9 protein-coding genes are annotated in these 12,486 nt (G+C 63.2%); 5 read left to right on the forward strand and 4 right to left on the reverse strand.

The window, feature by feature from the left end; genetic code table 11:
- Positions 1-4: 4 nt before the first annotated feature.
- The 4 genes from NKJ26_RS10365 to NKJ26_RS10380 all read right to left on the reverse strand — a co-directional run bounded on the left by NKJ26_RS10365 (position 5) and on the right by NKJ26_RS10380 (position 3,730).
- On the reverse strand, positions 5-277 hold the full coding sequence (locus NKJ26_RS10365) for a type II toxin-antitoxin system RelE/ParE family toxin (protein WP_352695170.1): 273 nt from the start codon (positions 275-277) through the stop codon (positions 5-7).
- A 1-nt stretch (position 278) separates the two neighbouring features.
- Positions 279-536 (reverse strand): type II toxin-antitoxin system RelB/DinJ family antitoxin, encoded by a 258-nt coding sequence (locus tag NKJ26_RS10370; RefSeq protein ID WP_027023068.1) that lies wholly within the window; start codon positions 534-536, stop codon positions 279-281.
- A gap of 84 nt (positions 537-620) precedes the next feature.
- Positions 621-2,675 (reverse strand): bifunctional aldolase/short-chain dehydrogenase, encoded by a 2,055-nt coding sequence (locus NKJ26_RS10375; RefSeq protein ID WP_352695171.1) that lies wholly within the window; start codon positions 2,673-2,675, stop codon positions 621-623.
- 89 nt (positions 2,676-2,764) lie between these two features.
- Positions 2,765-3,730 carry a sugar-binding transcriptional regulator gene (locus NKJ26_RS10380; protein ID WP_352695172.1) on the reverse strand — a complete coding sequence of 322 codons (966 nt, stop codon included), beginning with the start codon at positions 3,728-3,730 and terminating at the stop codon, positions 2,765-2,767.
- 190 nt (positions 3,731-3,920) lie between these two features.
- Between NKJ26_RS10380 and NKJ26_RS10385 the strand changes: the two genes are divergently transcribed.
- The 5 genes from NKJ26_RS10385 to NKJ26_RS10405 all read left to right on the forward strand — a co-directional run bounded on the left by NKJ26_RS10385 (position 3,921) and on the right by NKJ26_RS10405 (position 12,470).
- On the forward strand, positions 3,921-5,561 hold the full coding sequence (locus NKJ26_RS10385) for an acyl-CoA synthetase (protein WP_352695173.1): 1,641 nt from the start codon (positions 3,921-3,923) through the stop codon (positions 5,559-5,561).
- Positions 5,562-5,744: 183 nt separating this feature from the next.
- On the forward strand, positions 5,745-6,353 hold the full coding sequence (locus NKJ26_RS10390; protein ID WP_352695174.1) for a TetR/AcrR family transcriptional regulator: 609 nt from the start codon (positions 5,745-5,747) through the stop codon (positions 6,351-6,353).
- Between the two features lie 55 nt (positions 6,354-6,408).
- Entirely contained in the window at positions 6,409-7,551 is a 1,143-nt protein-coding gene (locus NKJ26_RS10395) for an efflux RND transporter periplasmic adaptor subunit (protein WP_352695175.1), read from the forward strand.
- A gap of 236 nt (positions 7,552-7,787) precedes the next feature.
- Positions 7,788-10,925 (forward strand): efflux RND transporter permease subunit, encoded by a 3,138-nt coding sequence (locus NKJ26_RS10400; RefSeq protein ID WP_352695176.1) that lies wholly within the window; start codon positions 7,788-7,790, stop codon positions 10,923-10,925.
- Positions 10,926-11,114: 189 nt separating this feature from the next.
- Positions 11,115-12,470 carry an LLM class flavin-dependent oxidoreductase gene (locus NKJ26_RS10405; protein WP_352695177.1) on the forward strand — a complete coding sequence of 452 codons (1,356 nt, stop codon included), beginning with the start codon at positions 11,115-11,117 and terminating at the stop codon, positions 12,468-12,470.
- The last annotated feature ends 16 nt before the right edge of the window (positions 12,471-12,486 follow it).

Below are 12,486 nucleotides of genomic sequence, written 5' to 3' on the forward strand. Positions count from 1 at the left end.
TATTTCACTCGTTGAACAGATCGGAATGGGAGCCGGTACGAGCAAGCTGCAGTTCGTCGCCGGCTATACGATAGATCAAGAGCCAGTCCGGCTCCAAATGCGCGTCGCGATAGTGCTTCCAGTCGCCTTTCAGGGGGTGATCCTTATAACTCGCCGGTAGTTCATGCCCGGCGAGTAGGAGGCCCAATAGCTCACGCAATTTACCAAGCTCCTTGCCGCGCTTCTCCATACGCTTCACATCCCTGCGGAATTGCCCGGAGCGAACGGGCGTCAGCATGTCAGACGCCCAAATCCTTGAACAATTCATCGGCCGAGGTGAAGCGCTTGCCCTTGCCTTTTTCCAATTCGGCCATGGCCTTTTGGGTGGTTGCGTTCGGTACCTTCACCGGAAAGGGAAATTCCTTGTCGGCGGCGACGCGGACCAGCAGAAGGCGAATGGCGTCGGAGACCGACAATCCCATTGCCGCCAAGGCTTCGGTAGCCTGGTCCTTTGTCGCGGTATCAATTCGAGCGCGGACAACCGTATCCGTTGCCATGTTGTGACTCCTTGATGTTGAGCCACAATGTAGCTACAAACTGACATTCTTGCAAGCAGACTATCTGCGCTGTACGTGACGATGCTACCGCAGCGCCGCGGCGATATTGCCGCCATCGACCGTCGTCACATCGGCGGTGGTCCGCTCGGCCAGCGCATGATGCAGGAAGGCCTGCGCCACGTCCTGCGCCGTCACTTCCTGGCCGAGCAGATTGCCGGACATGTATTCCTTCTCCGACACGCCGCGCGCGCCCGAGCGGCTGGCGATCATGGCGTCGGTCAAAAGGCCCGAGCGGATACGGTCCGCATTGACGGCGTTCGAGCGGATGCCGTGGGCGCCATAGTCGAGCGCGTATTGCCGGGAGAGAAACAACGTCGCCGCCTTGGGCACGCCGTAGGCGCCGAATTTCGGGCCCGGGTTGACCGCCTGCTTGGAGGTGTTGAACAAAAGCACGCCGCCGGTGCCTTGTTCGAGCATGATGCGCACGGCGTTCTGCGCCACCGACTGGTGGGCGAAGAAATTGAGTTCGAAGCTCCTGCGCAGCAGGGCATCGTCGAGCTCGCCGATGCGGCCTTCCCACGCGGCGCCGGCATTGGACACCAGTATGTCGACGCCGCCGAACACGGCGACCGCCTTGTCGAAGGCGGCCCGCACCTGGTGCGGGTCGGTGATATCGGCGGCGACGCCGACCGAGTTGTTGCCGGCCTTCTTCGCGGCGTCAGCGGCCTTGTCGCCATCGAGATCGACGACCACCGCATGGGCGCCATTGTCGGCGAACAGCTTGGCAGTCGCCGCGCCGATCGCGCCGGCGCCGCCGGTGATCAGCACCACCTGGCCGGTCAGCGGCTTCGGCTTGTTGGAGGCAAGCTTGGCCTGTTCCAGCGACCAGTATTCCAACGGGAAAAGATCGGCCTTGGAGAGCGGATGGAAACGGCCGACCGCTTCGGCGCCGCGTACCGCCTCGATCCACATCTCGCCGACGTCGGAGGCGATCCTGGCGTCCTTCAGCGTACGGCCGTGGCCGAACATGCCGAGCCCCGGCACCAGCGTCAGGCGCGGCATCTGGTCGAGCATGGTGCGCTTGACGTCGTCGAGCGCGTCATTGGTTTCGAAATAGGCGCGGTAGTCCCTGGCGAAGGCGTCGACATGGCTCTTGATCACGGCCTTGTAGTCGCCGACCTTGTCGGCATCGGGCGCCGGCACCGCCATCGGCCCGGTCTTGATGCGGATCGACAGGTCCGGGGTCGAAACACCGCGTGCGGCATAGTCGGCGATATCAGACGAATTGATGAAGTCGACGATGGCCGGCGAGGTGCGGAAATCACTGATCATGCGATCGAAGCGGCCTTCGCCGCGCGCCACGGCCACGGCGCCGCGCAACATAGGAGCGATGGCCGCCGGCGTCGCGAGCTTTGCCGGCAATGCCGCCTTTGCCGCCTTCGGCTTGGCATTCTTGGCCACATAGTCCTCGGCGACGTTCACATAGTGGATCATCCGGTCATAGGCCTGTTTGGCATCGTCGCCGAAGGTGAAGATGCCGTGCTTGTCGAGGATCAGGCCCTCGACATCGGGGTCGGCGTCGAAGACGTCGGCCGCTGCCTTGGCGAGGTCGAAGCCGGGCATGATGTAGGGCACGTAGCCCATCTTGCTCCCGAAGACCGCCTTGACCAGCGGTTTGCTGTCTTCCTGGTCGACGATGGCAAGGATGGCCGTCGAATGCGTGTGGTCGACGAATTTATGCGGCAGGAAAGCATGCAGCAGCGTCTCGACCGAGGGGTTGGGCGATGACGGATCGATGAGGTTGGCGCGTTGCAAGGCGACCATGTCCTCGTCGGCGAGCCTGTTCAGCGCGCGCGCCTTGAGCAGCGCGCCCATCTTGACCGCCGGCAGTCCCTGCGGCTCGATGACGGCCATGTCCCAGCCGCTGCCCTTGACGCACAGCACATCCCATTCATCGCCGAGCAGGTCGGTCGCCTTGGTCTTGCAAGAGGTGTTGCCGCCGCCATGCAGGACCAGCCGCGGTTCGCCGCCGAGCAGCCTCGTCGTGTAGACGCGCAAGGCCAGGTCGCGGCCGACACCCTTTTTCGCATACTCGGCGACAAGTTTCTCGGCCGCGTCGTCGTTCCACAAATTCTTCATGTTCGCTTCGTCCAGTTGCTGTCTTTAAATGGTGAAACAGGAATGCCGCGACGCCTTGATGACAATGCACCGGCGGCAGGAATTGGTTTTCAGGATGCCTTTTCGGTCGCCGCTCCGGCATGCTCCAGAAGCCGCTGCGCCATGCTCGCGCCGACCACCAGATGCGTACAAAGTCCGCCCGCGATCGCCGCGAGCAGGGGTTCGAACTTGCTGTCCTCCTGCACCACCATCAGGCGCCTGGCGATAGCGCGCAGCGAGGCAAGTTCGGCGGAGATCACCCGCCTGTTGTAGCTGCAGGCCAGCGCCTTGCCGTCGGCGTCGATGATCTGCCCGGCAATGACGCCAGCGGCGCCCTGTCGGCGCAGCGCCGCCATTTCGTCCGCGGTCAGCGCGCCGCATTTGACCAGATGGCTCTCGGCGTCGACCGCGCCGACCGAGTACAGCGCCAGGTCGCAGTCGCCGATCCCCGACAATTGCTCCCGGATCACCGGCTCGGCCCGCAGCGCGCGCGCCAGATCTTCCGTCGACAGCACCAGCGGTGCGTAGAAATTGAGGCCCTTGGCGTTGAGACGGCGGGCGATTTCCATCGTGCACTGGTCGGGCCGGTAGGAATAGGGCGCGCCGAGATTGCCGCAGAGCTGCACCACCGTCACATCTTGAAGGTCGGCATAGGACATGATGTCGGCGATGGTGTAGACGGTGCGGCCCCAGGCGACGCCGATGCGGTCGCCCTTCTTGACCAGTTCCAGAAAGACGCTCGCCGCCAGCACGGCGATTTCAGTCGAGGGATCCGGGACGTAGCCGTTTTCCGGGGCGATCCAGACGGCGTCGAGGCCCAACGCGTCCTCGAGCCTGCGCGCCATGATATCGTCGGTGAAAAGCTGGGTCGAGGTCGAGATGTTGACGATGCCGGTCTCGCGCGCCTTGCGCAGGTACATGGCGACCGAAGCGCGGGAAATCTTGAGCTGGGTGGCGACTTCGTCCTGGCGCAGGCCGTGGGCGTAGTAAAGCCAGGCGGCCTTGTGGATAAGCTGTTCTGCCGGTCGGATCGTCATGCCATCTCCTTGGCTGACATTATTCACGGCTCTCGACAAAAGTCAAATTGAGTGGAGGTATGCAATGCCCTTCCGCCGGCCGAATCTAGATCGTCATTGCGCCAAATACCCCCTGTCGTGGCATGCTTGGTGGTGACGAAGCGCGGAGCCTGTGATTAGAAGTTGTTACAGATATTGCGGGGAGGATGGCATGGGAAATCCTTACGAACAGGATCTCGACAAGAATGCGGCCAACCATCAGCCGCTGACGCCGCTAACCTATCTGGAACGCGCGGCGAAGACCTATCCCGACCATGTCGCCATCATCCACGGGCGGCAGCGCATGGACTATCGCACATTCTGGCGGCGTTCGCTGATGCTCGCTTCGGCGCTCGAAAAGCGCGGCATCGGCAAGGGCGACACCGTCACCGTCATGCTGTCCAATACGCCGGCGATGCTGGAGGCGCATTTCGGCGTGCCGATGGTCAAGGCGGTGCTGCATTCGCTCAACACCCGCCTGGACGCGGCAGTCATCGCCTTCCAGCTCGATCACGCCGAGACCAAGGTGCTGATCGTGGATCGTGAATTTGCCGGCGTCATGAAAGAGGCGCTGGCGCTGGCAAGGACAAGGCCGCTGGTCATCGACCATGACGATCCCGAATACGCCGCCGACGCTCCCTATCCCAAGGGCGAGCGCATCGGCACATTGGACTATGAGACGTTTGTCGCTGGCGGCGACGAGGATTTCGCCTGGTCGATGCCCGATGATGAGTGGGACGCCATTTCGCTCAATTACACATCAGGCACCACGGGCAATCCGAAGGGCGTCGTCTACCATCATCGCGGCGCGGCCTTGATGGCCTATACCAACACCATCCATGCCGGCATGGCCAAGCATGCGGTCTATCTCTGGACGCTTCCGATGTTCCACTGCAATGGTTGGTGCTTCCCCTGGACGCTTGCCGTCCAGGCCGGCACCCATGTCTGCCTGCGCTGGGTGCGGCCGAAGCCGATCTATGACGCCATCGCCGATCACGCCGTCACCCATCTCTGCGGCGCGCCGGTCGTCATGTCGGTGCTGATCAACGCCAAGGACGAGGACAAGCGCGAATTTCCCCAGACGGTCACCTTCAACACCGCCGCCGCACCGCCGCCGGAAGCCGTGCTGTCGGGCATGGCCGATGCCGGCTTCGCCGTCACCCATCTCTATGGCCTGACCGAGACCTATGGTCCGGCGGTGGTCAACGAATGGCACGACGAATGGGACGGTCTCGAAAAGGGCGAGCGCAGCGCCAGGAAGGCACGGCAGGGCGTGCGCTACGCGGCACTCGAAGGCCTCACCGTCATGGACCCCGCGACGATGCGGCCGACACCGGCCGACGGCGCGACCATCGGCGAGGTCATGTTCCGCGGCAACATCGTCATGAAGGGCTATCTGAAAAACCGCAAGGCCAGCGACGAGGCGTTTGCCGGTGGCTGGTTTCATTCCGGCGATCTCGGCGTCATGCATCCGGACGGCTACATCCAACTCAAGGATCGCTCCAAGGACATCATCATCTCGGGCGGCGAGAACATCTCCTCGATCGAAGTCGAGGAGGCGCTCTATAAACATCCCTCCGTTGCCTCTTGCGGCGTGGTTGCCAGGCCCGACGACAAATGGGGCGAGGTGCCGATGGCCTATGTCGAACTGAAACCGGGCAAGACGGCGACCGAGGCCGAGATCATCGAGCATTGCCGGGGGCTGCTTGCCCGCTTCAAGGTGCCGAAAGCGGTGATCTTCGCCGAAATCCCCAAAACCTCGACCGGCAAGATCCAGAAGTTCCGACTGCGGGAAATGGCCAGACTGGCCTGAAGTGTCCAACAGCCTCTCGCGAAAATATTTTCGGTGGTCCGCATCCTCGGTCCGCTTCGTGACGTCTATTGGATGTCACCAGCCATCAAAAAATCGTACGTGTACGTGTTGACAGATTACGAATTTCAATTTACGACTGATGAAAATTGAAATTCGTCACAGTTAAATTAGGACCTGCGATACATGTCTGAAGCCGCCGAATTCGTGGCCGACACCGCCCGGCAGGAGAATGTCACGCGCATTCTCGACTGCGCCGAGCGCCTGTTCCGGCACTATGGTTACGGCAAGACCAATGTTGCCGACATTGCCCGCGAGCTCGGCATGTCGCCCGCCAACATTTATCGGTTCTTCGCCTCCAAGGTTGAAATCCACCAAGCTGTCTGCGGCCGGATGCTCGGCGCCAGCTACAGGATGGCCTACGAGATTTCCCGCCTGCCGATCAGCGCCGAGGAGCGGCTTCGGCGTTATGTCCATGCGCAATACAAGATGACGATGGAGGTCATGCTCGACGAGCAGAAGGTCCATGAGATGGTCATCGTCGCCCTCGAACGGGACTGGGGCGTGATCGACAAGCATGTCGACAGCATTCACGATCTGTTCGCCGAGGTGATCCGCGATGGCATCGAGGCTGGCGAGTTCAGGGAACAGGATCCGGTGATCGCGTCGCGCTGCTTCGGCGCCGCCACGGTCATCCTGTGCCATCCGCAGATGGTGGCGCAGTGCCTTGCCAAGACCAATAGGGCAATGCCCGACGACCTTATCAATTTTGCGATCAAGGCTCTCAAAAAATAGCCGACGCCCGTCGGGCGCCGTGTCGACAGTTCATCTCCAGTTCGGGAGTGCCAAGGTGTTTTTGTCCAATTCCATCCTACGAGGGCTGCCAGTCGCCGGCTTGATCGTCGCGGCGCTCGGGCTCGCCGGCTGCAGCCAGGAAAAAGCCGAGGTCAAGGATATCATCCGTCCGGTCAAGGTCGTCGAGATCGCCCAGGCCCATGATACCCGCACGCTCTCCTATTCCGGATCGGTGCGCGCCCGCACCGAAAGCGCGTTGGGCTTCCGCATCAACGGCAAGATCACCGAGCGCCTCGTCGACATCGGCCAGCATGTGGCACAGGGCGATGTGCTCGCCCGCATCGATCCCGCCGACTACGACTTGTCGGTCAACAGCGCCAAGGCCGCTCTCGACGCCGCCGAACGCCAGGTCGAGACCGTGGATCTGGCGAGAAAACGCTCCGAACAACTGTATACGAAGAACTTTGCGTCGAAGGCTCAGTTCGAACAGGCGACGCTGGCCTACAATCAGGCTGTTGCCACCCGCGATTCCGCCCGTTCGGCGCTCGATCAGGCGAAGAACCAGGTCATCTACACCGATCTCAAGGCCGACAGGAACGGCATCGTCACGTCGGTCGGCGCCGATGTCGGCCAGGTGGTCGGCTCCGGCACGCCGGTAATCACCGTCGCCGTGGATGGCGAAAAGGAAGTGCTGATCGCGGTTCCCGAGATGGAGATCGCCGAGTTCAAGCCGGGCAAGAATGTCAAGGCGGGCTTCTGGTCCGACAATGCGCTGGCGCTCGAGGGCAAGGTTCGTGAAGTCGCCGGCAGCGCCGATCCGCAGTCGCGCACCTTTGCCGTCCGTGTCAGCCTGCCCAACGACCCGCGCGTGCTGCTGGGCATGACCGCCAGCATTGAAGCGTCGGCGGCCAACGAACGGCAGCTCGTTTCGATCCCGCTCAGCGCGCTTGCCGAAAAGGATAGCCAGTCGATCGTCTGGACCGTCGACCGCGGTGCCGACACCGTTCACGCCCGCCCAATCAAGGTCGCCGCGTTCGCCGCCGATGGCGTGCGCGTCGCGGAGGGATTGAAGCCGGGCGACGTCGTCGTCGCTGCCGGCACGCAGTTCATGACCGAGAATCTCAAGGTGAAGCTTGCCGGCGGCATCGCACAGCAATCGGCCTCCGCCGAGGACGGCGACGCCGGCCAGCTGCGCTGACAACAGACAGGACGGCCGCGCGTGCCGCGGCCGCAGGTTTCCGGGCGGCGTGCGCCCGAAGGTCGAGACGTCAGGCCGATGTAACCCCCACATCGGTCCGCGTCCCACCGCGATGAGTGTCTCTCCGCTCGGAAAGCCTCGCCGCCCGGAAGCTAGTATCGAACCGAGATGATTTCGTTCCGCGCCGAGGACCTTTGGACGTCATGCGCGCAAACAAGCAAAGTGGACCAGCACCGATGACGACCTCCACTGAAGAGAAACGGCCCTTCAACCTGTCGCGCTGGGCAATTGGCCACCCTTCCATCGCGCGCTTCCTGTTTGGCCTCATCATCATCGCCGGCGCGCTCGGCCTGATGCGCATGGGCCAGAAGGAAGATCCCGACTTCACCTTCCGCGTGATGGTCGTGCAGGCGGTCTGGCCGGGCTCCTCGATCCAGGAGATGGAAGACCAGGTCGTCAACAAGATCGAGCGCAAGCTGCAGGAGACGCCGCATCTCGACTTCGTGCGCTCCTTCACCCGCGCCGGCAGCGCCATCATCACGGTGCAGATCAAGGGCGACACCAATTCAGCAGACGTGAAGGACGCCTTCTACCAGGTGCGCAAGAAAGTCGGCGACATCACCGACCTGCCGCAAGGCCTGCTCGGCCCTTATTTCAACGACGAGTTCGGCGACACCTTCATCACGCTGCATTCGATCAGCGGCGATGGCTTCAGCTATCCCGAACTGAAGAAGTTCGCCATCCAGGCTCGTGACATGCTGCTGACGACGCCCGGCGTCGAGAAGGCGGTCATCATCGGCGATCAGCCTGAAAAGCTCTATATCGACGTCTCTTCCAGGGCACTTTCCGAACGCGGCCTGACGCTGACCGATCTGCAGAACGCGATCAAGGGCCAGAACAATGTCGATCCGGCCGGCTCGGTCGACACCGGCGTCAACTCGGTGCGCATCTCCGTCGAAGGCGACGTCACCAGGGCCGCCGACATCCGTGAGCTGCGCCTGCGCGCCGGCGGCCAGGTCACCCGGCTTGGCGACATCGCCACTGTGACGTCGGGGCTGGAAGATCCGTTCCAGCGCAAATACCGCTTCAACGGTCACGACAGCGTGCAGCTCGGCGTCGTCATGGCCAAGGGTTTCAACGTCATCGATGTCGGCAAGGGCGTCGAGGAAACCTACAAGCGCTTCGAGGAGGCGCTGCCCTATGGCGTCTCGGTCGACCAGATTTCCGACCAGCCCGGGGTCGTCACGGATGCCGTCAGCGAATTCATGCATGCGCTCGGCGAAGCGCTGCTGATCGTCCTCGTCGTCTCGTTCCTGTCGATCGGCTGGCGCTCGGGCCTGGTCATCGCCATCGCCATTCCGCTGGTGCTCGCCGCCACCTTCGCCATCATGTACGAGCTCGGCATCGACCTGCAACGCATCTCGCTCGGCGCGCTGATCATCGCGCTCGGCCTGCTCGTCGACGACGCCATGATCGTCGTCGAGATGATGGAGCGCAAGCTGGAGGAGGGTTTGGTCAAGGTCGAGGCGGCGAGCTTCGCCTATTCCTCGACCGCTTTCCCGATGCTGACCGGCACGCTGATCACCACGGCCGGTTTCATTCCGGTCGGTTTCGCCGCCTCGACGGCCGGCGAATATGTGCGAAGCCTGTTCTATGTCGTCGGCATCGCGCTGATCGTGTCGTGGTTCGTCGCGGTCTATTTCACGCCCTGGCTGGGCAACATGATCCTCAAGCAGCGCAAGCATGCCGGCGCCCATCACGATGTCTTCGACACGCGCTTCTATCGCCGGCTGCGCGCCACCGTCGGCTGGGCCGTGCGCCACCGCATCATCGTGCTTGTCATGACGCTGGTGACGTTCGCCACCAGCCTGTGGGCCTTCCAGTTCATCCCGCAGAATTTCTTCCCGCAATCGTCGCGGCCGGAAATCCTGGTCGACCTGTGGCTGCCGGAAGGCACGAGCATCAAGGAAGTCGAGGCGCAGGCCAAGGCGCTCGAAGGCAAGATCATGGACGACAAGGACAAGCGCTTCGTCGCCACCTATGTCGGTGAAGGCGCGCCGCGCTTCTTCCTGCCGCTCGACCAGCAGCTCAGCAATCCGAATTTTGCCCAGATGCTGGTGATGGCCAATGACGAACCGGCGCGCGAGAGGCTGATCGTCAAGTTACGCACCATTCTTGCCGAGGATTTCCCCTCGATCCGCGCCAAGGTCGACCGCTTGTTCCTCGGGCCGCCGACCGGTTGGCCGGTGCAGATGCGCGTCATGGGCCCGGATCGCCAGGAAGTGCGCCGCATCGCAGACCAGGTGAAGGCGAAGTTCCAGCAGGATCCGCTGCTTGGCGCAGTCCATGACGATTGGCTGGAGCCGGTGCCGGCAATGAAGCTGGTGATCGACCAGGACCGCGCCCGTGCACTCGGCGTCACCTCGCAGCGCATCCGCCAGATGCTGCAGGCGGCGATGTCCGGCGCGCCGCTCGACGACTTCCGCGACGGCGAGGAGACGGTATCGATCGTCGCCCGCGAGCCGGATGCCAGCCGCACCCTGCTGTCCTCGGTCGATTCCGTCTACATCCCGACCGATTTCGGCGGCTTCGTGCCGCTGTCGCAAGTGGCCAAGGTGGTGCCGGTGCTGGAGCAAGGCATCGAGTGGCGCCGCGACCGCCTGCCGACCATCAGCGTGCGTGCCACGCTGCCCGACGGCATACAGTCGAACGATGTCGTCACCAAGATGTACAAGGACATGCAGGGCCTGCGCGACGGACTGGCGCCTGGCTACCAGATCGAGATCCAGGGCGGTGCCGAGGATTCGGCGGAAAGCCAAGCTTCGATCGCCGCCAAGGCGCCGATCATGCTGGCCGTCATCGTCGTGCTGCTGATGATCCAGCTGCAGCATTTCGGCAAGGCGATGCTGGTGCTGGCCACGGGTCCGCTCGGCATCATCGGCGCCGCCGCGGCCCTGTTGATCAGCGGCGCGCCGTTCGGGTTCGTCGCCATCCTTGGCGTTATCGCGCTGCTCGGCATCATCATGCGCAACTCGATCATCCTGGTCGACCAGATCGACCAGGACATCGCCGCGGGCATGGAGCGTTCGGAAGCGATCATCGGCTCGGCCGTTCGTCGTTTCCGGCCGATCACGCTGACCGCGCTGACGGCCGTGCTGGCGCTGATCCCGATCTCGCGCGGCGTGTTCTGGGGCCCTCTCGCCTACGCCATGATGGGCGGCATCCTCGTCGCCACCGTGCTGACCATCCTCGTGCTGCCGGCGGGCTATGCCCTGTTCTTCGGCCGGGAGCCGAAGAAGGTGGTGAACAGCGAGCAGACGGCCGAACCAGAGTTGGCTGCCGAGAGGCCGCAACTGGCCTTGGCCGCGGAATAGAGCGGTTTTATCGCATCATCCGCCTTCGGCGATGGCGGATGATGCGGCGTGGCGGACCGTCCGTCACGCCGATGAAAATGCTCCCCGGTGCCGATTTTGCAAAACAGAATTCCTTCTCAGGATGGCCCGGCGGTTCCATGCTGAGCGGCACCGGAGCGGCAACGCTCGTCCTCAGCAAGGTGTCTTCCCATGGCAGAGAAACGGCAATTGCGGCTCGGCGCCTTCATGCGCCCGGTCAGCTTGCACACTGGCGCCTGGCGTTATCCCGGCGCCTATCCCGACGCCAACTTCAACTTCGCGCATCTGAAGCGCTTCGCGCAGACACTGGAGGCGGCGAAATTCGACGCCTTCTTCATGGCCGACCATTTGGCCGTGCTCAACATGCCGATCGAGGCGCTGCAGCGCAGCCACACGGTGACGTCTTTCGAGCCCTTCACGCTGCTGTCGGCGCTGGCCGCCGTCACCGACCATATCGGGCTGGTCGCGACCGCGTCGACGACATTCGACGCGCCCTATCACGTCGCCCGCCGCTTCGCGTCGCTCGACCATATCAGCGGCGGGCGCGCCGGCTGGAACATCGTCACCACGTCCAACCCCGACGCGGCGCTGAATTTCGGGTTGGACGAACATGTCGAGCATGACGAGCGCTATCACCGGGCGCGCGAATTCTACGATGTCGTCACCGGCCTGTGGGACAGTTTTGCCGACGACGCCTTCATCCGCGATGCCGAAAGTGGGCTCTATTTCGATCCGGCCAAACTGCATGTGCTGGACCACAAGGGCGAGCACCTCTCCGTGCGCGGGCCGCTCAACATAGCCCGGCCGGTGCAGGGCTGGCCGGTCATCGTCCAGGCTGGTGCGTCGGAGGCGGGACGGCAGCTGGCGGCCGAGACGGCGGAGGTGATTTTCGCGGCCCATGGCGATCTCGCCGCCGGCCAACGCTTCTTTGCCGACGTCAAGGGCCGAGCACAAAAACTCGGCCGCTCCCGCGACGACATCAAGATCCTGCCTGGCGCCTTCGTCATTGTCGGCGACAGCGTTGAGGACGCGCGGGACAAGCGGACCAAGCTCGACAGCCTGGTTTATTACGAGAGCGGCATTGCCTCGCTGTCGATCGCTCTTGGGCACGATGCGTCGGCCTTTGATCCCGATGCCGCTTTGCCGGACATACCGGAAACCAATGCTTCGAAGAGCAGCCGCGAGCGCGTCATCGAGCTGGCCCGGAACGAAAACCTGACCGTGCGCCAGCTTGCACAGAGACTGGGCGGCTATTCCGGCCTTGCCTTCGTCGGCACGCCGCAAACCATCGCCGACGAGATGGAGGAATGGCTCGTCGCTGAGGGATCGGACGGCTTCAACATCATGTTTCCCAATCTGCCCGCCGGGCTCGACGATTTCGTCGAGAAGGTGGTGCCCGAATTGCAGCGGCGCGGCATGTTCAGGCGGCAGTACGAGGGTTCGACGCTGCGCGAGAATCTCGGCCTGAAGCGGCCGCCCAACCGGTTTTTCGGGGACCCGAAGGCGGCGCTCCGCAAGGCTGGTTGACGCGAGGCTGCGGCCG

It is taken from the genome of Mesorhizobium sp. M0152 (genome assembly GCF_040322415.1).
Taxonomy (GTDB): Bacteria; Pseudomonadota; Alphaproteobacteria; order Rhizobiales; family Rhizobiaceae; genus Mesorhizobium.

What these genes read in the sequence shown, in the direction of transcription:
- NKJ26_RS10365 (WP_352695170.1), bottom strand. Translation starts at nt 277, where the DNA reads ATGCTGACGCCCGTTCGCTCCGGGCAATTCCGCAGGGATGTGAAGCGT.
- NKJ26_RS10370 (WP_027023068.1), bottom strand. Translation starts at nt 536, where the DNA reads ATGGCAACGGATACGGTTGTCCGCGCTCGAATTGATACCGCGACAAAG.
- NKJ26_RS10375 (WP_352695171.1), bottom strand. Translation starts at nt 2,675, where the DNA reads ATGAAGAATTTGTGGAACGACGACGCGGCCGAGAAACTTGTCGCCGAG.
- NKJ26_RS10380 (WP_352695172.1), bottom strand. Translation starts at nt 3,730, where the DNA reads ATGACGATCCGACCGGCAGAACAGCTTATCCACAAGGCCGCCTGGCTT.
- NKJ26_RS10385 (WP_352695173.1), top strand. Translation starts at nt 3,921, where the DNA reads ATGGGAAATCCTTACGAACAGGATCTCGACAAGAATGCGGCCAACCAT.
- NKJ26_RS10390 (WP_352695174.1), top strand. Translation starts at nt 5,745, where the DNA reads ATGTCTGAAGCCGCCGAATTCGTGGCCGACACCGCCCGGCAGGAGAAT.
- NKJ26_RS10400 (WP_352695176.1), top strand. Translation starts at nt 7,788, where the DNA reads ATGACGACCTCCACTGAAGAGAAACGGCCCTTCAACCTGTCGCGCTGG.
- NKJ26_RS10405 (WP_352695177.1), top strand. Translation starts at nt 11,115, where the DNA reads ATGGCAGAGAAACGGCAATTGCGGCTCGGCGCCTTCATGCGCCCGGTC.